Raw genomic sequence first — 22,515 nt, 5'->3', positions numbered from 1 at the left:
GGATGACATCAGGGATCTCCAAGGGAAGGGGTTAGGAGGTGAAGGGCGACTCGGTGCGCCTTACGAGAGCGATCACTCTCTTGCCGCGTCCGTCTTCCTTGGGGCAGGCAGCCCAGGCGTCGGCCGCTGCCGACACGAGGTGTAGGCCCCGTCCGCTGGTGGCATAGAGCGAGACGATCTGAGGCACCGGGGGCTCAGGGAAGTTGTCTTCGACCTCGATCCCCACAACACCGGCCTGCAGGGCTAACGTCAGCGTGATCTCTTCGACGGGCTCGCCTTCCTCTCCGGACGGAAGGCTCAGGCCGACGGCCGGAGGTCGGCCGTGCCGCTCGGCGTTGGTGGTGAGCTCGCTGACAATCAGTACAGCCTGGTCCAGAAGGTCTTCCACCCCCCACGCCGTCAGCGCTTCCCGGGTGAAGGACCGTGCCTTGCCCGGAGCCCTGTCGTTGGCGGCGAGCGTCAGGCTCTTTTGCTGTTCGGGAGCGCTGATCACACTCCCCAGACTTTCGATTCGGTCCATGCTCGCCTTCTCACAACTGGTGCTTGAGTCCGCGGAGGACTCGATCGGCGGTCTTGTCGGAGTGGTCGAAGCGGCGGAGATTCTGCACGAGCACGGCCACCGGCGGGGGATGGTCGAGGTGCCGTACTCCGGACATCGGAGCGGGAGCGCGCCCGTCGCCCAGCGCAGCCCGGGTGTCGGTGCCAGTCGTGTGGCTGGTCTTCACCGGTTTCCTCCCGGACAAAGGCAGTTGGTGGTTTCGTTGACCACGAGCGAACCGTGGATCACATCGCGGCGGTATCTCCCGGCGGCTGCCGGGGCCGTCAAACCCGTCAAAGATCGTTTTGGTGAACCGAGGTAGACGATGGCGCGCGAGCGGAACGCGAAGCTGGCCGACGCGATCGCGGAAACAGGCTGGTCGCAGCAGAAAGTGGCGGCTGCCTTTGTGAGGGTCGCGGCCGAGGTGGAAGCGAGGGAACTGCTGGGCACCAGCCGCTCGCACATCGCCATGTGGGTGGCGGGAACACAGCCCTCGGGCAGAGCGCCCCTTATCTTGTGCGAGACGTTGTCCCGACGACTCCAACGCCCCATCACACCAGCGGAGATCGGGCTCTCCGCGCCGGACGCGGGTGCAGCCGCAGCATCGGAGTGGAACGTCGATACGCTTACTGCGCTGGTAGACCTTGGGAGAAGCGACGTGGACCTCGAACGCCGCCGACTGCTGGCCGGCGCCGCCTACTCGGTGGGTGGCCTGGTTCTGCCTGGACAGCAGTGGTGGGATGAGGCTCCCCAGCGGGCGAAGTCCCGCTCCGCCGCGACGAGCCGCAGGGTCGGGGCCGCCGAAGTCAGCGCTGTGCGTGAGATGACAGAGTTCTTCTCCCGAAGAGACCAGCGCCACGGCGGCATGGACGGCCGCACGGCCCTCTACCAGTACCTCGTCGACGACGTGGCCAGGTACGTCGGAGGGGTGTTCACCAGCGACGACACCCGTCGCGCCCTCCTCGCCGCTGCCTCCGAGGCGGTCTACGTCGCCGGCTGGATGAGCTTCGACGCCTCCCACCACGAGGGGGCGCGTCGTTACTTCACGATGGCCCTCAAGCTTGCGGCGGAAGCCGACGACGCTCCTCTCGCCGGCCACATCCTGCGAGCGATGGCTCACCAGGCAACGGACCTCGGTCACCCACGGGCTGCCGTCGACCTCGCCGCGGCTTCCGTGGAGCGCAAGCGGTACACCCTCGCGACCCCTCGCGAGCGGGCACTGCTCGGCGTGGTGCAGGCACGCAGCCTTGCCGCCGACGGACAGAAGCGGGCGGCGATCGCAGCGCTTCTCCGCGCCGAGGACGACCTCGCCGCGGCGGACGCCGACGACGACGATCCGAGCCGGGTGTGGTTCTTCCAGCGGGCTTCCCTGGCCCACGAGACCGCCCGCACCCTGTGGACGCTCGGCGATCTCGACGGAGCGCTCCGAGAGTTCAACAACAGCGTGCTGACCAGGAAGGCCGACACCTTCAGCCGGACCCACGCGGTGACGTTGGGCTACATGGGCACTGTGCAGGCCCGCAAGGGGAACGTGGAGGCCGCGTGCCACACGTGGGCACAGGCCCTGGACGCGATGGAAGGCGTGCAGTCGGGCAGAGCGCGCGAGGCAGCCGTGAACATGCGCCGGGTGCTGTCCCCCTTCCGAAATCGGGGAATCAGCGTGGCGGCGGAGATCGACGAGCGCGCCAAGGCCGTACTCGAACGAGTAGCCTGACGGCGCCATGGTGGTGAAGGCGGGCATGCTGTGGTGGACCGCCTTGCCGTGCCGCGAGCGGAGAAGGGGGAACCCGTGTCCACAAAGTCCATCGAGGTGCCGGTGATCGCCGAGGTGGTCGGGGGCCACAAGGGGCGCCTCGACGACTTCAAGGGCGGTGTGGAGTCGATCATTCGGCTGCGCCCGGAGTACCCGGAGGAGACCCTGCAGGGGATCGAGGAGTTCTCTCACCTCCAGGTCACCTGGTTCTTCAACTTCGGCTCTCCTGAAGACGTTGCCCTCCACGCGCGCAGCCCACGGGACAACCCGGACTGGCCGGCGACGGGAACCTTCGTGCACCACAACCACCGGCGTCCGGCTCGCCTCGCTACCTCGTTCCCGCGGTTGCTCCGCGTCGATGGACGAGACCTGCACGTCGCTGACCTCGATGCGGACGACGGCACACTGGTGGTGGACCTGGTGGCGGTCTTCAAGGAGTTCCTGCCGCGCGGCACCGTCACCCAGCCCGCGTGGCCAAGCGAGATGCTGAAGGACTACTGGAGGAACGCCGCCGAGCGCTGACTCGAGGCATCCTCCGCAACCGAGGCTGGCGACCGGCAGGGACGTAGCCGTCCGAGCGGGCGCCAACCAGGGTCGCGCACGGCTGGACCGGCAGGCATTCATCACTCGGTGCCTCCGGCGGTGAGGGATGGGGTGCCTTCGCCTGGTGGAGCCGCCTGCTCACCACGGATCAGCAGTAGATGGGCGCCGGTTTCGGTCAGCTGACTGCGCCGTTCAGCCGCTATGGCCTTGGGGCCGAGGTGCGATGGGGTGGGAAGTACGACCCCATAGGACCGAGTGGCCGTGAGGGCATCGAGCATGCCCACGAACGCGGACGGCGTGGAAGAGTAACGCTCCATGTAGACGCCGGCCAGTGTCAGCTCGTGACGACGGCAGTAGTCGCTGATCGCCATCGTCAGAGCCAGCTGACGAGCACGCGAGACCCGCACCAGGCGCAGGTAGCCGAACACGAGCGGACCGGTGACGTGCCGCTGTTCGGTGAGGGGTTCCAAGATCATGACCGTCCATCAGGTCGTCTTTGGAGGGGCCCTTCGAGCCTGATGGCGGCCGGGTGGTCGGGGAATCCACGGCCGTCCCACTTCTGTCCCACTTCCGTCCACCTGGCGCGACACAGCGTGCTTCGATGGCAACGGAAGGGAGTGGCACGTGGCGACCGTTCATGAATGGACCGGTCTGGAGGCGCTTGCCCTCCGGAAGGCTCTCCGCTTGAGCGTGCGCGCCTTCGCCGAAAGACTGGGCGTCTCGGTCAATACCGTCAGTAACTGGGAGAAGTTTCTGGCCAAGCGGCGACCCAATACGGAGAGCCAGGCCATCTTGGATACAGCGCTGGCCCAGGCGAACGCGCAGACACACGTGCGTTTCGAAACAGAGCTCGCGAAACTTGCCGAGGGGGACACCCCTCCGGAAACGACCGGGCGCGTCACCATTCCCCGCCCACGAGCCTGAGACTACGAGACGTGGGCCGACGACTTGGAACGCGCAGTAGTGGCCCTTGCCCGCCAGAACTTTTCCTTCGCAGAATCACTTCTGCACCGCTGGACCTCTCGCTACAAAGCCTCGGAACTGGATGAACGGGGCTTGTCTTTGCTGGCACGTTCCACCGCGCTGCAGGGAGACCTGATGCGAGACCAAGGGGCCGTCGTAGGCCCTCTCTCGGCCCAGCGCGCATACGCCAACGCTCGTTCGCTCTATACGCAGTTGGAGATCCCGCGCCGCGTAGCTCAGCTCGATCTCTCCCTAGCCGTCGTCACGGAGATGGTCGGCGAACTTGAGGCAGCGGCGCGCCAGTACGAGGACCTGGCAGCCGACGATCGACTGTCCCCTCGTGACCGTGCCCGCGCTCGTCTGTGGGTGGGCACGGCTCTGAGCAAGGACGGCAACCACGACTATGCGGTCAGCGTGATGGAAACAGCGGTCCACGTCTTCGAGGACCTCGCCGAACAGGAGGACTGGTCGGTCGCGCAACAGAAGCTGGCCCTCGCTCACCGCGGTTCCGGAAACCTCGATGCCGCCCTACGCCTCATCGACCTTGCACGCAGTACGGGCGTCACGGAATCGCCCATGCAGCGGGTACGCCTGGACACCGCATATGGCCACATCCTGCTCTCCGATCCCGCCACCCTGGATGATGGGCTACACGTCCTCGACGACGCTGCCACGGAGGCGGCCCAGTACGGGCTGAGCCACCAGCTCCGCAGCATCACGGACATCCGGAGGACGGCCGACGGGGCAGCCCGCCCCACACGACGGTGACCAGGGAGACAAGCGAGTGACCGACAACCAGCCGGCCATCACCGAGGAGCAGATCAGCAAGGCCAAGCTGGTCTGGGACTTCCACCAGATGCATCACGACGTGGGCCCCGTCGACGTCGCGATCGGGCTCGGCAGTCACGATCTCGGCGTGGCCGCCTTCAGCGCCGAGCTGTACCGTGCCGGCCTGTTCCCCACTCTCGTCTTCACTGGTGGCAACAGCCCGACCACAGCCAAGGTGTTTCCCCGTGGGGAAGCCGTACACTTCCGCGAGCACGCGCTCGCCCTCGGTGTGCCGGATAGCGCAATCCTCGTGGAGCCGAACGCCGGCAATACCGGCCAGAACATCACCCTGTCCCGCGAGGTCCTCGCATCCGCCGGCATCACGCCGAAGTCCGTGCTGCTTGTCTCCAAGCCCTACATGGAGCGCCGCTCCTTCGCCACCGCCCGCAAACTCTGGCCCCAGGTCGAGGTGACCTGCGCCTCGGAGCCCATGGAGTTCGACGACTACCTCAAGAGCATCGGCGACGAGAAGCTCGTCATCGACATGCTCGTCGGCGACCTCCAGCGCGTTATCGAGTACCCGAAGCTCGGGTTCGCCATCGAGCAGCATGTCCCGGAGGACGTACATGCCGCGTACGAGTCCCTTATCCGCGCCGGATTCACCAGCAGACTCATCGCCGCATGACCTCCCCGCGCCCGGTGGGCTGTGCGCCATCCATCAGCCGAACTTCCTGCCGCGACTGAACACTCTGGCCAAGCTGTTCGCGGCGGATTACTGGATCGTGCTCGACGACGTCCAGTTTGCCCGCCGCGACTACCAGCACCGTGCCCGGCTGGCCAGCATGTCCCACCCATGCCGACGTCAATGGCTCTCGATCCCTACCCACCTTCCTCATGGTCGGTCGACCCTCATCCGGGATGCTCTGCTGGTCGACCCGGAACGCTCGCGTCGACGAGTCATGCACATGCTGGCGCAGCACTACGGCGGCTCCACTGACTGGCCGCTCTTCCGGCAGGAATTGGACTCCGTGCTCGACGAGTTCTGGCGAACGGACAAAACTGCTGATGTGGCCGAGGCATCCACCCGGATGCTCCTCGGACTGATGGGATGGAAAGGCCGCATCCTGTACAGCAGTCGTTTGCCCGCCCGCTCTGAGCGGTCGCAGCGACTCGCCGACCTGGCAGCGGTAACCCAGGCCCGGAGCTACATCTGCGGTACCGGCGGTACACGCTACCTCTGTGTGGTCCCCTTCACCGCTCACGGGATAAGCGTGGTTCCCTTCCGTACGCCTGCATCTGGGGTGTGGGATGGTGGGCACGAGCTAAGCGCCGTGCACCCCTTCATGACCTACGGCATCCGGGCCGTAACCAAGGAAGTGCGTGCCGTTGCCTCCCTGCATCGCTTCGCCGATTAACACGCAAACTATTTGCATGAGGTCGGTGACAAGACGGGCTGCGACGGTCCTACTCCCTCGGCCGGGTCAATCTACGGCCTGTCGGTCATTTTGCCTGTACTGGGGAAAATCGTAGCCAGCGGCGAGAACACCCCAGAAAGAGTCCGCAGCCCGACCTGGTAAGTGCATCCGGGCATAAAGGGGCCTGCGGCTTTCAGTATTCGCTCATGGCAGACGCGAAAGCACGCCCAAAGGCTGGAACACCACGCGGGGCTATGTCAATCTACAAGTCCCGAAAGCATGTGGGCAGGTGAATGGCCCACCGGTTACGAGGTGAGGAGCTTCTTCTCAGATGTGCTAGCCCATGTCATTTTGGTTGACCATCCCGTCCACCTCTCCTTTTGTTGCCTACCGCTTGGATTACATCCAAGAGGTCCCGGCGCCGGGGCGTCTCAGCGGCCATCTCTTTGTGTGGTGAGATAGCTAGCTGGCCAATTCGGGAAAGATCTAGTGCAGCACGAGTATCGCCTTCTTCCTCTGAGTTCCGGCCGTTGGGTAAGAATCTCGGATCGACAGGCCGAGTCACCGCAGCTCAGGCCGGCGGCGAGGGTCATGTTGTTTGGGCAAGGTTCAGCGGCGCTGCGAACACAGCAAGTGGTCAAAGACCAGGAGAGCAGGAACATCTGCAAGACGTGCAGTAGGTGCCGTGAGTGACAGCCGATGGTCGGCTTCTTGCCCGGCACGACCGGAACATAGACCACGATCGCCGGTTAGCCAAACCGGCGATCGTGGCGACCATTGAGGGTGTTCGCGGTCGGCTTTGCTTGGCGGTGGAGCCGCAGCGAACGCAGGACAGCGCTTGGGCCTGAGAGGAGAGCGAGAGCGTCGCTGGCCTGTGACCTTCTGGCATCAACAGCAAGCCGTCGCTGAGGGGTGGCAATGCCTCCTCCTGCTCAACAGGCCAGCTGAACCGATGCGTCGGCTCCTTTCGCATCCCACTCTCAAGGACTCACCATGCCTGCCCGTCTGCTGTCCATTCCCGCTGTCGCCGCCGCCTTGGACGTCGATCGCCGCACTGTCTACCGCTTCATTGCGGCCGGGGAACTTCCGGTCGTCGACCTGCGCACCGGAACGGGCCGCTCGCGCGTCCGTGTCCCCGCATCCGGCTTGGAGGAATTCATTACCAGCAGATCAGTCCCTTCCCCGCGCGCCCGCCGCTGACCTTCGCTGTCAGCCTGGTCCTCACCGTCCCTGGAACAAAGGAGTAGTGCCGCGTACCTGCGCAAGTTGAAGTCCGGCAAGTGGCAGGCGACCGTACGCAACCGGACAGGAGACCGGTTCAGTGAGTCATTCCCTCTCAAGGCTCAGGCGCGAGCTTGGGGCATCGAGATGGAAACCCAGTTCGCCCGCGGAGGCATGCGCGATCCGAGGGCCGGCGAAATGGCGTTCCGTGAGTGGCACGACCGTTGGTGGAGCGCGCGCGTGGTCGAGCGCCACACCATGCGAGGCGACGCCTCCTGCATCAAGAACCACGTCATGCCCTACTGGGCGGACTGGGAGATGCACGCCATCACCCGGATGGACGTCCAGAGTTGGATCCGCTCCCTGGTCGAAAAGGGCGCGGGTGCTGCCGCGATCAAGCGGGCCTACAACCTGACGTCCTCGATCATGCGCGCGGCCGTCGACGACGACGTGATCACGGTGAGTCCTTGCCGCAGCATCGACCTGCCCAAGATCGCAGTTAAACCGCCGCAGTGGTTCACACTCGATCAGGCGCAGAGCGTCCTGGACGAACTGCCGTCCCCCTGGCGGACGATGTGCCTGCTCGGCTTCTACACTGGACTGCGATGGGGTGAACTTTCCGGCCTTCACCGACACCGCATCGACCAGCGTCGCTCGCGACTGTTCGTGGTGGAGGTCAATACTAAGAGCGGCATCAAGGAGTACCCGAAGAGTTCCAAGAGCCGCCGGGAAGTACCGTTGCCATCCCATGTCCTGGAGGCACTTGAGCGCCACATCTACGGGCTAGACCGTGACGCGGTGGTATTTACCACCATCACTAAGGGCAGGGCCGGACGACTTCTCGATGACGGCAACTGGCGGAGGCAGACCTGGTGGCCGGCTGTAGAAGGCGCCTACTACTTTGACGGCGACGGTGAGCAGCAGCTCGTCCCGCACTACCCGCCGCACTCCATGCGTCACACCTGCGCCTCGTGGTTGGTGCAGCAGGGAGTCTCGCTCTACGAGGTCCAGCACCTCCTCGGCCACGAAAGCTTCCAGACCACGCAGCGCTACGCCCACCTGCAACCGGACGCTCACAAGGCAGTCCTGGGAGCCTGGGAGCGAATGGAAGCCCCGCTCACCGTAGCTGCATGAACGTTCCTCCACCCCTGTCCGTGCAGGACGGGGGTCGAGGCGTTTGAAAGCAGGCCACGCCCGCCTCGCGGCGTGCTGCAAATGCCGGTGGCGAGCGGAGACTTCCTGATGCCGGGCTACTCGCGGAGTCGTCTACGCTCGCGCCCAGTTGGAATGACCAGTTCGCTCAGGGGCGGGGAGCCGCATGGTCGATGAGGTGATATCCTGAGAGTGCTCAGTCCGGGACAGTTCCCCGGTAATCGGTGCGGGTTCTGACGGCCAGTCACCGAACTGTTAGCTCACTGAGTATCGAGATCCACTTCGAGTTTCGATCCGCGACGCGCCTTCATTGAAGGAAGACGTTGCACGTCAGGGGCGAACTCGGTTCGACGACATGCGTTTTTGCATGGGTCGGATCGAGCGCCCGTGCCCGGTCCGACCCCTACAGAAGGGTTGAGGGACCGGATGGAAACCGTCGGGTGGGCTGCCGCGATCGTCGGTGTTCTCAGCGGGGCAACGTGGATCGCGGGGCACGCGCTAGATCAGGTGCCGGTCATTTGCCGCAAGGCGGCCAAGGCGGTGCGTTCGGTGCGCGCTCTCAAGCAGGAGCTTCGGAGTCCCAAACCGGAGTTGGACGCTACAGGCCGAGAGCCCGAATGACTACGGACTCGTAGGCGGGGATTGACGGGGCGTTACTATGTCGACGCCCCGCCAGCCGATGTATCGCCCGGTCCCGTAGATCTCCACGGACGTACCGTCGGGGCGCCGGATCTTCCGTCCCTGCCGGACGTCAGCGCGGCCCCAGATGCGCAAGCCGTCGCCGGCCGCGGACACCTCTACGTAGGTGGCGCCCGCGTCGCGAACGATGGCCGCGGACCACGGGGCGAGACTCCCAGTGAGCGGGTTCAGGCAGTGAGCTTCTTCGAGTTGGCCACCGATCGGGTGATGGGCCGTGAAGCGCAACGAGCGAGGCCCCCGGGCTGTTGATCGAGATGTCTGACGTCTCAACCACGCTGCTCCGGGGCCTCGTTGGTGATCCATCCTGCCGCACTCGACCTTCCGCATGCACTCGCGGAGTGGGTCACCATGCTCATCGTCACCCGTGAGGGCGACCGACGCCGCAAGCTCCGCCCATCCCAGCGCGCGACGGTGGCACTGGTGTACCTGCGTGAACACATCACTCTCGCGAAGATCGCCGCCGGATTCGGGATCAGCGAGTCCACCGCCCACGCCTACACCAGCGCGGTTGTCGACCTGTGCGCCGAACATGCACCGGGCCTGTTGAAGACGCTGCGCGAGCACGAACCCGACTTCGTCCTGCTCATCGACACCCTCGCCGAGTGCGACCGGGTCGGCGACGACCGGGCCGACTAATCGCACAAACACCGGCGCCACGGTGTGATCGTGCAGGTGGTAACCGATCCGGGCGGCCGGTTGCTGTGGCTCTCACCTGTGCTGCCAGGCCGGTCTCATGACCTGACCGCCGCCCGCACCCACCGGATCATCCGCATCTGCGAGCGCCAGGGCGTCACCATCCTGGCGGATCTTGCCCAACCGGGCGGTGGCCCCTGGTTGACCACGGGCATCAAACACAGGCCCCCTGCAGGAACTCACCTCCACCGCGAAAACCGTCAACCCGGCCCTGACTGCGGCACGGGCACCGGTCGAACGCGGTGTCGCCCGCCTGAAGTCCTGGCGGATCTTCCGCAGAGCCCGCTGCAGCCCGAACCGCATGACGTCAATCGCCGAAGTCCGTCCTCACCCTGGAGCGGCAACGCTGAAGAAGCTCACTGAAGAACCACCACACCACGTCGCAGCTTGCGGCTACGGTGGGCGCGTCGTTTCAGAAGGAGGGGAAGTGCCCGAGCTACGGTGGCAGGTCGTGGCCGAGAGCCTCGAACTTAAGTGCAAGGCGCCGACAGCCGAGCAGATTACCATCGCCCGCGCCTTGGCCTTTCCCCTAGGACAGGCCACACCCGCGCTGGTCGCTGCCGCCGAGCTGCGCGTCCTGCTTCGAGTGCCTCTGGCACTCACGCTCGCCGGTGACTTCGGCGACGACGAGTACGAGGTCCTCCTCGATCTCGCGAACCGCACGGACCTGGAGGTTCCCGACATGGACGAGCTCGGGTGCCGGGAGGTGCTTAACGCCTGGCTGCGCGTCGCCCGTGACCGCGAGTCCGCCGCCGCCCTGCGTCGGCTAGAGCCTGCGGTCGATGACGTTGTTACCGCTCGCGACCGGCGCAAGGGGCCGGATATGCACGGCGAGATCTCATCAATCGGAGCCAATGGCCGACTGCACTTCCGGGGCGGCCACGGGCTCGGCACTGCCCCGCATCGGGTCACCCACATCACCCGCCCCGGTGAGGACGGCTACCTCGATCAGCTCCATCTGGCCCGCGAATACGCCGCTGCGGTTCAGAGCAACCCGGCTCGGATTACCCGAGCCCAGGAGGCGCAGCTTGAACGCTGGCGGATCAACTTTCCAGCGACCCCGGCGGCGATCGAGGCACTGCGCAACGCACTGGAGACAGCGGACGACGAGGCCGCGATGCAGCGGCTCTTGGAGAAGCATCCGGCGCTGCTGGCCGGCACCGTAGTGGGCACCCACGACACCTGGATCCGGCCCCAGGTCCAGCTCGGCAACCACTACATGGCCGACTTCATGATCGCCGGTCAGACCTCACTCGGAGTTCGGTGGACGCTGGTCGAATTGGAGAGCCCGGTCAGTCGCCTGACCAACCCTGGTAATAGGCGGGCGACAGCCACCCTGCGGCACGCGGTCGACCAGATCGAGGACTGGCGCAGGTGGCTGTCCACCAATCTGCACTACGCCCGCTCCGCGCGCGACGCCGACGGGCTGGGCCTGCCGGGTATCACGGCTGAAGTCCCAGGCTTGATCATCATGGCCCGCGAGACTTACGACGACGCAGCCGCCGAAATCCGGGAACTGCATGCCCGGCGCTCCCACATCCACGTACGCACCTACGACTGGCTGATGCGCATCAACGAATCCCCCGACCCTCTGCGCCGAGACGCCCCGGACCAACGCCTTCGGCTCGCTTGAAACCACCCGTCCCTCCGCGAGCAGCGTCAGCCTGGAAGAAGCGAGGCCCTGGCGTTCTCGATGGAGTGCAGAAGGCACGGCTTCATCGGGTGCGCCGGCCGGTCAGCCCGAAAGCCCACAGGCGTGCCTGCCGAGCCAACGGGCCGTGCCGGGGCCGTTGGGTCGTGGCAGCCGGTTCCGTTCCGGAGAGGAGGGATGCGCCGTGCGTCATGACGCTCGTTTGACGCTCTGGTCTCCCGCAGGCGGGACAGCGAGCCGAGTAATGGCCTCTGACCTGGCCTTTTCCGAGACCCGCTCGAGCCGACATCTTTCCGATGACGCACCACGTGGAGTGCGTCGCGATCCTGGAGCCGGTGAAGTAAGGAGCGCTGACCTGGCGCACTCAGCCCACCCGGTGTCGAGTCGGACGGCGACCGCCCCCGTCGCCGTTCTCCATCCGGGCCGCGTCCGGTCCGCGTCCCGTCCTGTCGGGCGTCGGGCTCGCGGCGAGCGCCCGTAGCAGTGCCCTGGCGACCGTGTCGTTCTGGCGGAAGGCGGGGGCGTCGGTGCGGGGGCGGGCGAAGGCGGCGACGGCGCGGTGGTCGGTGGGGGTGCCGAGGGCGAGGCGGCGGGGGTGGGGGCGGCCGCCGAGGGCGGGGTCGATGATGTGGGCGTCCGCGGGGGCGACGGTGAACCGGCCGGAGCGGTGGGTGTGGTCCGGGTCGGTGACGACCTCCTCCGCGAGCGCGCCCGCGCGATGGAGGTGCCGAAGCAGCGGATCCTCGGTGCCGTCGAGGTCCGGGCCGGGCAGGTACGCCTCGATCAGCGCTGTCGTACGGACCGTGTGGCCGGGCACCGTGGGGCTCGTCGCGGAGAACGTGCCCGTGGTCTCGTCGGTGTCGACGCGGACGTCGGCGCCGAGGAACCGGACGATCCCCGCACGGGAGAGGGCGAGGAGCTGGCGCAGCCGGAAGCCGGGCGGGCCGGAGGCGAGGAAGCTGAAGAAGCCGTGCCACCAGCCGTCGAGGCCGTCGCCGAGCGAGCGGGCCGTGAGGCGGCCCGTGGCGACCAGCCGCGGCACCTGCCCGTAGACCGAGAGCAGCGCGAGGAAGGCCCCGAGGTCGGCGCTGAAGCCGGCGTCCTCGCGGCGGGCGACGTCCCGGGCGATGTGGTCCCGCAGATGGGCCTGGAAGGCGTCCGTCGTCGGGAAGGCGAGGCCGTTCAGGGGGCGGTCGAGGGCCTCGAGATCCAGGCGGTCCGCCGGGTCGGGGACCGCGGTGGCGACCAGGTCCGTCATCGCGTCGGCGTACCAGTCGAGGCGGTCGTACGCGGTCAGGAACGCGTCCCAGGGCATCGCCGTCCGCTCCGGGTGCCCGTGGAACAGTTCGTGGTAGTGGCCGAAGCCGATCTCCTTGGCCATGAGGGGCCACACGTCGCGGCGCAGGTCCAGCGGGCGCCCTTCGGCGCCGAGGGCGTCGATCGCCTCGGGGCCGAAGTGCCGGGGCAGGGGAGGACGCGGGCCCTGGAGCCGGTAGCCGGTCTTGGCGTGGTACGGCACGCCGCGCCGTGACCCGACGTGCAGGATCGGCTCGCGGCCGGAGGGGAGGTAGACCAGTGTGCCGTCGGGCTCCGTACGGTAGGCGCCGCCCCGGCCCTCGGTGAGCAGGACCATCAGGTCGACGAAGGCGAGACCGAATCCGCGCAGGACGACGTGCTCGCCGGGCCGCAGCGCGGACAGGTCGGTGTCGGCGGAGAAGTCCGGCGGGAGATGGAAGAGGCCGTGCCGGCGGGCGAAGGCCGCATGGGCCCGGTGCGCGGGGCCGGGCTCGGAGGCCAGGTGGCCCTGGGCGAGCACCACGAGGTCCGCGCTCAGCGGCGTGGCGCGGTCCGCCAGGTGCACCTGCTGGGGGCCGTCCGGGCGGCCGGTGACGGCGGTGGCGGTCGCGCGGTGCCACTCGACGGTGACCGACGCCGGGAGTTCGGCCAGCACGCGCCGGAACACCCAGTCGAGGTAGGCGCCCTGGGCCCGCCGGGTGGGGAAGTCGGTCCCCGTGAGCGTGCGCAGCTCGGCCAGGACCCGCGGGTCGGCCGGTTCCGCGTACGGCGCGAAGCGCGGGGTGCCCCCGTCGGCGAACTGGGCGGCCCACCCCGCCAGGGAGGGCCCCGGCCGGACGGGGCCGTCGAGGGTGGACGTCTCGTCGGTGAACATGGTGACGTCCTCGGCCATGGAGTTCATCCGCAGCAGCGGGGACTGCTCGCGCCGCCAGATCCGCCCCGGGCCGGGGGGATGCGGGTCGACGAGATGGATGCGCAGCTCCTTGTCGCCCCGCCACAGCTCGGGGGCGTTGGCGGCGATGCGTTCCAGCAGCCCGGTGGCGCGCGGTCCCGCGCCGACGACGACCAGCGCGGCCGCGGGCCTCGCGCTCACCGGCCACCGCCGGAAGCGGACAGGGCCTCGCCGGCGGTCGCTCGGCGCGCGTGCCGGCGGAGGGCGGCCAGACGGGCCCGCAGTTGCTCCGGCGGCGTGGGCGGAAGCCTGCGCGCCGAGCCCCGCGCGTAGTACCGCTCCACGTAGTACTGGCCGACGCCGAGCACGGAGGTCACCGCGACGTACCAGAGCGTGGCGACCATCAGCAGGGGGATCACCTGGTACGTCTGGTTGTAGACCAACTGCACCGAGTACAGCAGGTCGTGCACGGCCAGGACGCTGACGATGCTGGTGCCCTTGAGCGTGCCGATCAGCATGTTCCCGGCGGTGGGGACGATGGAGCGCATGGCCTGCGGGATGACGATCCGGCGCAGCGTACGGAGCCGGCTCAGGCCGAGCGCCTGGGCGGCCTCGGTCTGGCCCGGGTCCACGGAGAGGATGCCGCCGCGCACCACCTCGGCGGCGTAGGCGGCCTCGTGCAGGGTCAGGCCGATGACGGCGGTGAGGGTGGGACCGAGCAGGTTCACCGTCTGGACGGTGAGGAACTGCGGCCCGAACGGGATGCCGAGACCGAGCGTCGGATAGAGGGCGCCGATGTTGAACCAGAACAGCAGTTGCACCAGCAGCGGCGTGGACCGGAAGATCCACACGTAGCCCCAACCGAGCGCTCCCAGAACCGCGTTGTCGGACAGCCGCATCACCGCGAGCGGGACGCCCAGCAGAAAGCCGAGCACCATCACCACGGCGGTGAGCCACAGCGTCAGCAGGAGTCCGTCGAGCACGGCGGCGGTGGTGAAGTACCGGCCGACCACCTCCCATTGGAAGGCGTCGTTGCGCACGACGGAGTTGAGCACCATGCCGAAGACCAGCAGCGCCACGGCGGCGGCGCCCCAGCGCCCCACGCGCCGGCGCGGCACGATCCGCGGCAGGTCGGTGCCGGGCGGGCCGGCGGTCTTCGGCGGCTGCTGAGCGGGCGGCTGCTGAGCGGGAGGCCGCTGAGCGGGAGTGACGGTGGACGTGACATCGGCGGGCGTGACCATCGTGAGGCGCTCCGGGGGAGGGAGGGGTGGGCGTGGGTGACCATGCCGGTGGCATCCGTACGCGGGTACGGTGCGCCGGGGCCGTCGCCGTCACGCTCGCCGCGTCCCTCAACGCGGCCGGAGAGGGCCACGCGCACAGCGGGCCCGCCCTGTGTCGATCGTAGGGGTGGACGGCTCACGGCTCTGTCAACCGCGTATGGCGAACCTGTGAACTCCGGCCCGGTGTACGGCCGATGGTTGACGAGCCGCACGATGTACTGCTCAAGTAATCGCATGGACGCCCAGCAGCGCTTGGTCTCGCGCGACCACATCGACTTCGGTCGGGTGTGGTCCGCCTCCTGTCCCGCCTGACTCGGCAGCGGGCCGCCCGACCGGCCCTTCCCTCCCTCGGTCACCCCGTCGCGGGCCCGGTTCCTCCTTCGCGCACGCTGCCGCGGCTCCACTGATCCCGACGCCCGACGTCGTCACGCCACCCACCGTCGCCCCCCGTTCTTCTGACGGCCCCTCATCTCTCCCTCGCGGCAGGCCGCTTCGCCCTGCCCGCGTCCGGCAACGCTTCCGAAAGGCCCCTCTGTCATGCCCGTGGAGTTCCTCGGCATCGCCGCCACCAACGACGGATCCGAAACCACCCCGCGCTCCGGCGCCGCCTTCGACAAGGACTACACGCTCCGGCTCGCCCGGGCGCACGAGGACCACGGCTGGGACCGGGTGCTGTTCGCCTACGGCTCCGGTTCCCCGGACCCCGCTCCGGCCGCCGCGTACGTCGCCAGCCGGACCGAGCGGCTGCAGATCCTGCTCGCCCACCGGCCCAACGTCTCCTACCCGACCTTCGCCGCGAAGACCTTCGCCACCCTCGACCAGATCAGCGAGGGCCGGCTCACCGTGCACTTCATCACCGGCGGCAACGACCACGAGCAGCGCCGCGAGGGCGACACGCTCACCAAGGACGAGCGGTACGCCCGCACCCGCGAGTACATCCAGCTCGTCAAGAAGATCTGGACCACCCGCGAACCCTTCGACCACGAGGGCGAGCACTTCCGCTTCCACGACTTCGTCAGCGACGTCTTCCCCGCCCAACAGCCCCGCCCCGGCGTGTCGTTCGGGGGATCGTCACCCGCCGCGTACGCCGCCGGAGGGGCCGAGGCCGACATCTACTGCCTGTGGGGAGAGCCCCTGGCGAAGACGGCCGAGCAGATCGACGCCGTGAAGGACGCGGCCCGGGCGGCCGGCCGGACCGACGTGCCGCGCATCCAGGTCGCCTTCCGCCCGATCATCGCCCCGACCGAGGAGCTGGCCTGGGAGAAGGCCCGCCGCACGGTCGGCGCGATCCGGGAGCGGCGCGGGAGCGGGCTCGTCCGGCACCACCGCGACGGCGCAACCGGGGCCGCGGCACCGCAGAACACCGGATCGCAGCGGTTGCTCGCCATCGCCGAGGCGGGGGAGCGCTACGACCGCGCCCTGTGGACCCCGACCGCCGCCGCGACCGGCGGGGCCGGCAACTCCAACGCCCTGGTCGGAACCCCCGAGACGGTCGCACAGGCGCTCCTCGACTACTACGACCTCGGCGTCGACATCCTCTCCGCCCGCGGCTACGACCTGCTGGACGACGCGATCGACTTCGGCCGGTACGTGATCCCCCTGGTCCGCGAGGAGGTCGCCAAGCGCGACGCCGAGGGGGCGGCACGCGGGCCCCGGACCCTCGCGGCGGTGGGAGAGTGAGCTCCGCGGCGCCGCTCCCCGAGCTGACGGTCGTCCACGTCCGGGTCTCCGACCCGCGGGTGGAGCCCCTGCTCCGTGAGCTCGGCGACGAGTACACCACCCGCTACGGCAAGGACGCCCACGCCGAACTCGCCCGCTACCCCGACGAGGAGTTCACCGCTCCGTACGGGGGAGTCCTGCTCCTCCTCCTGGAGCACGGCCGGGCCGTCGCGGGCGGCGCCTTCCGGCGCTACGACCCGACGACGGCCGAGCTGAAGCGGATCTGGACGCACTCCGCGCACCGCCGCCGCGGCCTCGCCCGGCGGGTCGTGGCCCAACTGGAGCGCGAAGCGGCCACGCGCGGCTACCGGCGGATCTTCCTCACCACCGGCCCGCGCCAGCCGGAGGCCCGCGGCCTGTATCTGGCCACCGGCTACACACCGCTGTTCGCCACCGATGCCGACCCGGAGTCCATCGGACCGTTGCCGTTCGAGAAGCACCTCCCCGCCCCGGCACGTACAGGAAAGGCCGTCGACCTGTGAAAACCGCGACCAGAGACCGTCTCCGCGGCATGGCCGCCCTCGCCCTGCTGCCGCTCCTGGCCCTGACCGCCTGCGGCTCCGGCGGCCCCGACGGCACGGCGCCGGCGGGAGCCCAGGGATCCGCCGCACCGGGCGGCGACCCGGTCGCCGGCGTGCGGAAGGTGGACTCCGTCGCCGCCCTGCTGCCCCCGGACGTCCGCAAGGCGGGCACGCTGAGAGTCGGCAGCTCGATCGGGACCCCGCCCGGCGCGTACTACCCCGACGGCGCGGACAAGGCGCCCGCCGGCCAGGACATCGACCTCGCCGACGCGGTGGCGAAGGTCCTCGGCGTGAGACTGGAACGCCAGGACGCCTCCTTCGAGACGATCCTGCCCGCCCTCGCCAGCGGAAAGTACGACGTCGGCACCGGCAACTTCGGAGTCACGACCGAGCGCCTGAAGACGATCGACTTCGTCACCTACGTCAACGACGGCCAGGGCTTCGCCGTGAGGAAGGGCGATGCGGCGCTCGGCGGGAAGGTCACCGACCTCACCCGGCTGTGCGGGCTGACGATCGGCACGGGCGCCGGTACGACGTTCGAGGCCACCCTCACCGCGCGCAAAGGGATCTGCGCCGAGGCCGGCCGCAAGCCCTACGAGGTGAAGGTCTACTCGGAGAACGGGGCCATCCTCACCGCGCTCCAGCAGGGCCGCGTCGACGTCGTGATGTCGACCATCAACGGCCTGCGCTACCAGGCATCCCAGCCCGCCGCCCGGACCGTCTTCCTCGGCGAGTACCACCGGCTCGACGTGGGCTTCGCCTTCAAGAAGGGCTCCCCGCTCACCCCGGCCTTCCGGGCCGCGGTCGACCGGCTGATCGAGGACGGCACCTACGCCCGGATCCTGAAGAAGTGGGGAACCACCGACTCCGCGATCGACGCGTCGAAGATCAACCCGCCCGAGCACAGGTGACCCATGAGCAGCGACACCCTCGTCCCGCCGGCCGCCAGAGCGGCCGAAGACCCGGTGACCACCCTCAAGGTGGTGCCCGCCCGCCACTACGCCCGCTGGGCCGCGGCCGTCGCCGTGATCGTGCTGCTCACCCAGTTCGCTCACGGCCTGGCCACCAATCCCGTCTGGGAATGGCACGTCTTCCGCGCCTACGTGCTGTCCGAGACCATCGTCCGGGCCGTCGGGGTGACCCTCCAGCTCACCGCCTACGCCACCGTTCTGGGCTTCCTGCTGGGCACCGTCCTGGCCTTCATGAGGCTGTCGCACAGCCCGGTGCTCAGGACCGTCGCCTGGGGATACGTCTGGATCTTCAGGTCCATCCCGATGATCGTCCAGCTCGTCTTCTGGTTCAACCTCAGTGCGCTGTACGAGGAGCTGGGCGTCGGCATCCCGTTCGGGCCGGTGTTCTGGTCCGTCGACAGCAACGCCCTCATCGGCACCATCGGTGCCGCGATCATCGGACTGACGCTGCATCAGGCCGCGTACGCGGCCGAGATCGTCCGCGGTGGCGTCCTCGCCGTCTACCACGGACAGCTCGAAGCCGCGGCGGCACTCGGCATCCCCCGGCTGCGGCAGATCCGCCGCATCGTGCTGCCGCAGGCCATGCGCGCCATCCTGCCCACCGCCGGCAACGAGATCGTCGGCCTGCTCAAAGGCACCTCGGTGGTCTACGTGATGGCGATCGGCGAGCTGTTCTACCAGGTCCAGGTCGTCTACGGCCGCAACGGCCGGGTGATCCCGCTGCTGCTGGTCGCCACCGCCTGGTACATCGCCCTGACCACCCTGCTCTCGGTCGCCCAGTCCTTCGTGGAGCGCCGCTACGCCCGGGGCGCCGACCGCACCCCGCCGCCCCGTCCGCTCCGGCGCGCCCGGAGCCTCGTCCGCACCCTGTCCCGGGGGGAGAACCGATGACCACCGACGTGATGGTGGACGTCCGCGCCGTCCACAAGAGCTTCGGCCCGCTGGAGGTGCTGCGCGGCGTCGACCTCCGGGTCCGCGCCGGCGAGGTCACCGTGATCCTCGGCCCGTCCGGCTCCGGCAAGTCCACCCTGCTGCGCACCGTCAACCACCTGGAGAAGGTCGACCGGGGCTGGATCAGCGTCGACGGCGAGCTGATCGGCTACCGGCGCCGCGGCGACAGACTGTACGAGCTGAAGGAGAAGGACGTCCTCAGGCAGCGCACCCACATCGGGTTCGTCTTCCAGAACTTCCACCTCTTCCCGCACCTGACCGTGCTGGACAACCTGGTCGAGGCCCCCGTCTCCGCACTGCGCCGCCCGCGCAAGGAGGCGGAGGAGACCGCCCGCCGGCTCCTCGCGCGGGTCGGCCTCGCCGACAAGGCCGACGCCTACCCGCGGCAGCTCTCCGGCGGCCAGCAGCAGCGCGTGGCCATCGCCCGCGCCCTCGCCCTTGAACCCAAAGTGCTGCTCTTCGACGAGCCCACCTCGGCACTCGACCCGGAACTCGTCGGCGAGGTCCTCGACGTCATCAAGGACCTGGCCCGCACCGGCACCACCATGATCGTCGTCACCCACGAGATCGGCTTCGCCCGCGAGGTCGCCGACACGGTCGTGTTCATGGACGCCGGAGTCGTCGTGGAACAGGGGCCGCCCGCGGCCGTCCTGGACGACCCGCGGCACGCACGTACCCGCGCCTTCCTCTCCAAGGTCCTCTGACCAGCCCGACGCACGGCCGCCCACCGTCACGCCACGCAAGGAGAACCACCGTGTCCACCCCGCTTCCCCGCCGTGCCGTCGCCGCCGCGCTCGGACTCGCCTCGGCCCTGCTCCTCGCCGCCTGCGCCAACCCCTCCGACGGCGGTACGACCGAGGTCGCGGCCGCGCAGGGCGGCATCACGAAGATCAACCTCAGCCCGGACCAGAACCGCGTCACCACCGCCAAGGTCGACTCCATCGCCGCCCGGGTCCCGGCGAAGATCCGCGAGCGCGGCACCCTGAAGATCGTCGACTCCTCCGGCTCCGCCGCACCGCTCACCTTCCGCGCCACCGACAACAAGACGGTGATCGGTGTCGAGACCGACATCGCCCACCTCGTCGCCGACGTCCTGGGCCTGAAGCCGGACATCCACACCGTCTCCTGGGAGAACATCTTCGTCGGCCTCGACAGCGGCAAGTACGACGTCGGCTTCAGCAACATCACCGTCACCGAGGAGCGCAAGGAGAAGTACGACTTCGCCACCTACCGCGAGGACAACCTGGGCTTCGAGGCGAAGAAGGGGAGCGGTCTCACGGTCCGCGGACCCGAGGACGTGGCGGGCCGGACCGTCGCCGTCAGCAGCGGCACCAACCAGGAGAAGCTGCTCGTCGAGTGGAGCGAGGAGAACGAGAAGGCCGGCCGCGAGCCGGTGGACATCGCGTACTACCAGAACGACAGCGACACCTACCTCGCCCTCCAGTCCGGCCGCATCGACCTCTACCTCGGGCCCCACCCGACCGCCGCCTACCACGCCGCCACCACCGGCAGGACGGAGGTCGTCGGCACCTACTCCGGGGCCGGCGCCACCCTCCAGGGCCTCATCGCGGCCACCACGAAGAAGGACAACGGCCTGGCCGAACCGCTCGCCGAGGCCCTGAACGAGGTCATCGAGAACGGCACGTACGGCAAGGTCCTCGAGCGGTGGGGCCTGTCCGACGAGGCCGTGACCTCGTCGCGGATCAACCCGCCCGGCCTGCCCAAGACCGACGCGTAGGCACCAGGGAGGTTGCGCATGAAGTTCCAGGTCCTCACGATCGTCGGCCACGCCCCCCACGCGCTGACCGGCGAACTCGGCTCCGCCGCGGACCGGCTGGCGGAGGTCGTGGAGACGGGCGTCGCCGCCGAGGAGATCGGCTTCGACGCGTACGCGGTCGGTGAACGGCACGCCGGAGCGTTCCTGTCGTCCAGCCCCACGGCGCTGCTCGGCGCCCTGGCCGCCCGCACGTCCCGCATCCGGCTGCTCACCGGCGTCACGGTCCTGGCCATCGCGGACCCGGTGCGCGTCGCCGAGGACTACGCCACGCTGCACCAGCTCTCCCGCGGCCGGCTCGAACTCGTCATCGGCAAGGGCGCGGAGGCGGGCCACTTCGACCTCTTCGGCCTCGACGAGGCCCTCCAGTGGGACTACCAGACCGAGAAGTACGAGCTGCTGCGCAGGCTCTGGCGCGAGGAGAAGGTGACCTGGCAGGGCAGGTTCCGCCCGCCGCTGACGGACACGACCACGGTCCCCCGGCCCTACGAAGACCGCCCGCCGCGCGTCTGGCACGGCTCGGCCACCAGTCTCCACTCCCCGGAACTGGCCGCCAGGCACGGCGACCCGCTGTTCAGCGCCAACGCCATCCAGCCCCGCGCGGCGTACACCCGGCTCATCGAGCACTACCGCGAACGCTTCGAGGCATACGGCCACGACCCGCGCACCGCCCACGTCGGTGCGGGATCGGGAGGACTGTTCATCGCCGACACCACCCAGGAGGCGATCTCCCGCTTCAGGGACTTCTACGAGGCCCGCGTCCGCCAGACCCACCGGCCGCGGCTGGAGGGCAGGCCCGGCTACAACACGCCCTTCCGCACCATCGAAGAGGCCGTCGCGGACGGCCCTCATCTCATCGGCAGCCCGCAGCAGATCATCGACAAGATCCTCGACTTCCACCAGGCGTACCGCCACGACCTGCAGTCCGTCACCGTCGACAGCTCCGGTCTGACCTCGTCCGAGCAGATCGACCAACTGCGCCGCTTCGCCGAGGAGATCGCTCCGGTCGTGCGGCGCGAGGCTCCCACCACGCTGTGGCGGCAGCCGTAGCCCGCTCCGCACGTGCCCGCCCACCACCGAAAGGTCCGCCCATGGCCACCGTCCTGTCCGTCTCCGGCAGCCCCTCCGCCACCTCCCGCACCGCACGCCTCCTGCGCCACCTGGACCGCCGTCTCACCGCCGAGGGGCACGAGGTGATCCCGCTGGACGTGCGCACGCTGCCTCCCGAGGCCCTGCTCGGCGCCGACGTGCGCCACCCGGCGATCACCGAGGCCACCGCGCTCTTCGCCCGCGCGGACGGCGTCGTGATCGGCACGCCCGTCTACAAGGCCGCCTACTCCGGCCTGCTCAAGTCACTGCTCGACCTGCTCCCGCAGTACGCCCTGGCCGGCAAGACGGTGCTGCCGCTGGCCACGGGCGGCAGCACGGCCCACGTCCTGGCCATCGACTACGCGCTGCGCCCGGTGCTGAGCTCCATGGGCGCCGCGCACATCGTCCAGGGCTGGTTCACGCTCGACAAGGACCTCACCGTGGGGGACGACGGCACCCTGACCGTCGCGCCGGGCCCGGCCGAGGGACTCGCCCAGGTCACAGGCCAGTTCTCCGCCGCCCTCGGCGGTCGTACGGCCCTGCTGTCCGCCGTCGGCTGAGCACACCGGCCCCGCTGTCCGCCGTCGGCTGAGCACACCGGCCCGCTGTCCGCCGTCGGCTGAGCA

At 68.9% G+C, this 22,515-nt stretch carries 20 protein-coding genes and 2 pseudogenes; 17 read left to right on the top strand and 5 right to left on the bottom strand.

What is annotated here, in order from left to right; all coding sequences use genetic code 11:
- Window positions 1-31 precede the first annotated feature (31 nt).
- Both ABZ135_RS03145 and ABZ135_RS03140 read right to left on the bottom strand, forming a co-directional pair.
- Window positions 32-520 carry an ATP-binding protein gene (locus tag ABZ135_RS03145; protein ID WP_356691208.1) on the bottom strand — a complete coding sequence of 163 codons (489 nt, stop codon included), beginning with the start codon at window positions 518-520 and terminating at the stop codon, window positions 32-34.
- A gap of 10 nt (window positions 521-530) precedes the next feature.
- Window positions 531-725, bottom strand: a complete 195-nt coding sequence (locus ABZ135_RS03140; protein ID WP_356691206.1) for a hypothetical protein — start codon at window positions 723-725, stop codon at window positions 531-533.
- A 138-nt stretch (window positions 726-863) separates the two neighbouring features.
- Here ABZ135_RS03140 and ABZ135_RS03135 point away from each other — a divergent pair, with 138 nt between their 5' ends.
- The gene (locus ABZ135_RS03135; RefSeq protein WP_356691204.1) at window positions 864-2,252 is read left to right on the top strand and encodes a Tat pathway signal protein; all 1,389 of its coding nucleotides are present in this window, start codon (window positions 864-866) and stop codon (window positions 2,250-2,252) included.
- A gap of 75 nt (window positions 2,253-2,327) precedes the next feature.
- Window positions 2,328-2,813, top strand: coding sequence for a TrmO family methyltransferase (locus tag ABZ135_RS03130; protein WP_356691202.1), 486 nt, complete (start codon window positions 2,328-2,330; stop codon window positions 2,811-2,813).
- A gap of 101 nt (window positions 2,814-2,914) precedes the next feature.
- On the opposite strand, the gene ABZ135_RS03125 is transcribed toward ABZ135_RS03130, so the two are convergent.
- A complete protein-coding gene (locus ABZ135_RS03125) occupies window positions 2,915-3,304 on the bottom strand; it encodes a hypothetical protein (protein WP_356691201.1) in 390 nt (129 codons plus the stop codon).
- 154 nt (window positions 3,305-3,458) lie between these two features.
- Here ABZ135_RS03125 and ABZ135_RS03120 point away from each other — a divergent pair.
- The 7 genes and pseudogenes from ABZ135_RS03120 to ABZ135_RS03090 all read left to right on the top strand — a co-directional run bounded on the left by ABZ135_RS03120 (window position 3,459) and on the right by ABZ135_RS03090 (window position 11,378).
- Window positions 3,459-4,565 (top strand): annotated as a pseudogene (locus ABZ135_RS03120) (helix-turn-helix domain-containing protein).
- Window positions 4,566-4,581: 16 nt separating this feature from the next.
- Complete coding sequence (locus ABZ135_RS03115) at window positions 4,582-5,250, top strand: YdcF family protein (protein ID WP_356691200.1); 669 nt, start codon at window positions 4,582-4,584, stop codon at window positions 5,248-5,250.
- Complete coding sequence (locus tag ABZ135_RS03110) at window positions 5,192-5,980, top strand: WbqC family protein (RefSeq protein ID WP_356691198.1); 789 nt, start codon at window positions 5,192-5,194, stop codon at window positions 5,978-5,980. Before ABZ135_RS03115 ends, ABZ135_RS03110 begins: the two co-directional genes overlap by 59 nt.
- Before the next feature lie 993 nt (window positions 5,981-6,973).
- A complete protein-coding gene (locus tag ABZ135_RS03105) occupies window positions 6,974-7,180 on the top strand; it encodes a helix-turn-helix domain-containing protein (RefSeq protein ID WP_215176221.1) in 207 nt (68 codons plus the stop codon).
- A gap of 168 nt (window positions 7,181-7,348) precedes the next feature.
- Window positions 7,349-8,335 (top strand): site-specific integrase, encoded by a 987-nt coding sequence (locus tag ABZ135_RS03100; protein WP_356691196.1) that lies wholly within the window; start codon window positions 7,349-7,351, stop codon window positions 8,333-8,335.
- Between the two features lie 1,008 nt (window positions 8,336-9,343).
- Window positions 9,344-10,095 (top strand): annotated as a pseudogene (locus ABZ135_RS03095) (transposase family protein).
- A gap of 101 nt (window positions 10,096-10,196) precedes the next feature.
- A complete protein-coding gene (locus ABZ135_RS03090; protein WP_356691194.1) occupies window positions 10,197-11,378 on the top strand; it encodes a Shedu anti-phage system protein SduA domain-containing protein in 1,182 nt (393 codons plus the stop codon).
- Window positions 11,379-11,760: 382 nt separating this feature from the next.
- Here ABZ135_RS03090 and ABZ135_RS03085 read toward each other — a convergent pair whose 3' ends face one another.
- A complete protein-coding gene (locus tag ABZ135_RS03085) occupies window positions 11,761-13,785 on the bottom strand; it encodes an FAD/NAD(P)-binding protein (protein WP_356691192.1) in 2,025 nt (674 codons plus the stop codon).
- Entirely contained in the window at window positions 13,782-14,825 is a 1,044-nt protein-coding gene (locus ABZ135_RS03080) for an amino acid ABC transporter permease (protein ID WP_356691191.1), read from the bottom strand. Before ABZ135_RS03080 ends, ABZ135_RS03085 begins: the two co-directional genes overlap by 4 nt.
- A gap of 576 nt (window positions 14,826-15,401) precedes the next feature.
- On the opposite strand from ABZ135_RS03080, the gene ABZ135_RS03075 reads away from it, so the two are divergent.
- The 8 genes from ABZ135_RS03075 to ssuE are packed head-to-tail and all read left to right on the top strand — an operon-like array spanning window position 15,402 to window position 22,449.
- The gene (locus ABZ135_RS03075; RefSeq protein ID WP_356691189.1) at window positions 15,402-16,544 is read left to right on the top strand and encodes an LLM class flavin-dependent oxidoreductase; all 1,143 of its coding nucleotides are present in this window, start codon (window positions 15,402-15,404) and stop codon (window positions 16,542-16,544) included.
- Complete coding sequence (locus ABZ135_RS03070; protein WP_356691187.1) at window positions 16,541-17,065, top strand: GNAT family N-acetyltransferase; 525 nt, start codon at window positions 16,541-16,543, stop codon at window positions 17,063-17,065. Before ABZ135_RS03075 ends, ABZ135_RS03070 begins: the two co-directional genes overlap by 4 nt.
- 29 nt (window positions 17,066-17,094) lie before the next feature.
- Complete coding sequence (locus ABZ135_RS03065) at window positions 17,095-18,015, top strand: ABC transporter substrate-binding protein (protein WP_356691186.1); 921 nt, start codon at window positions 17,095-17,097, stop codon at window positions 18,013-18,015.
- Between the two features lie 3 nt (window positions 18,016-18,018).
- Window positions 18,019-18,966 (top strand): amino acid ABC transporter permease, encoded by a 948-nt coding sequence (locus ABZ135_RS03060; protein WP_356691185.1) that lies wholly within the window; start codon window positions 18,019-18,021, stop codon window positions 18,964-18,966.
- On the top strand, window positions 18,963-19,730 hold the full coding sequence (locus ABZ135_RS03055; protein WP_356691183.1) for an amino acid ABC transporter ATP-binding protein: 768 nt from the start codon (window positions 18,963-18,965) through the stop codon (window positions 19,728-19,730). The genes ABZ135_RS03060 and ABZ135_RS03055 overlap by 4 nt, the downstream gene beginning before the upstream one ends.
- 50 nt (window positions 19,731-19,780) lie before the next feature.
- Window positions 19,781-20,764: an ABC transporter substrate-binding protein gene (locus ABZ135_RS03050; protein WP_356691181.1), complete on the top strand. Its 984-nt coding sequence runs from the start codon at window positions 19,781-19,783 to the stop codon at window positions 20,762-20,764.
- A gap of 18 nt (window positions 20,765-20,782) precedes the next feature.
- The gene (locus ABZ135_RS03045; protein WP_356691179.1) at window positions 20,783-21,850 is read left to right on the top strand and encodes an LLM class flavin-dependent oxidoreductase; all 1,068 of its coding nucleotides are present in this window, start codon (window positions 20,783-20,785) and stop codon (window positions 21,848-21,850) included.
- Window positions 21,851-21,891: 41 nt separating this feature from the next.
- Window positions 21,892-22,449 carry an NADPH-dependent FMN reductase gene (gene ssuE, locus ABZ135_RS03040; protein ID WP_356691177.1) on the top strand — a complete coding sequence of 186 codons (558 nt, stop codon included), beginning with the start codon at window positions 21,892-21,894 and terminating at the stop codon, window positions 22,447-22,449.
- The last annotated feature ends 66 nt before the right edge of the window (window positions 22,450-22,515 follow it).

The sequence above is a fragment of the Streptomyces sp. NPDC006339 genome, assembly GCF_040612775.1.
Lineage (GTDB): Bacteria > Actinomycetota > Actinomycetes > Streptomycetales > Streptomycetaceae > Streptomyces.
The sequence above is the reverse complement of the archived record's forward strand: the minus strand, read 5'-3'. Positions and strand labels throughout refer to the sequence as shown.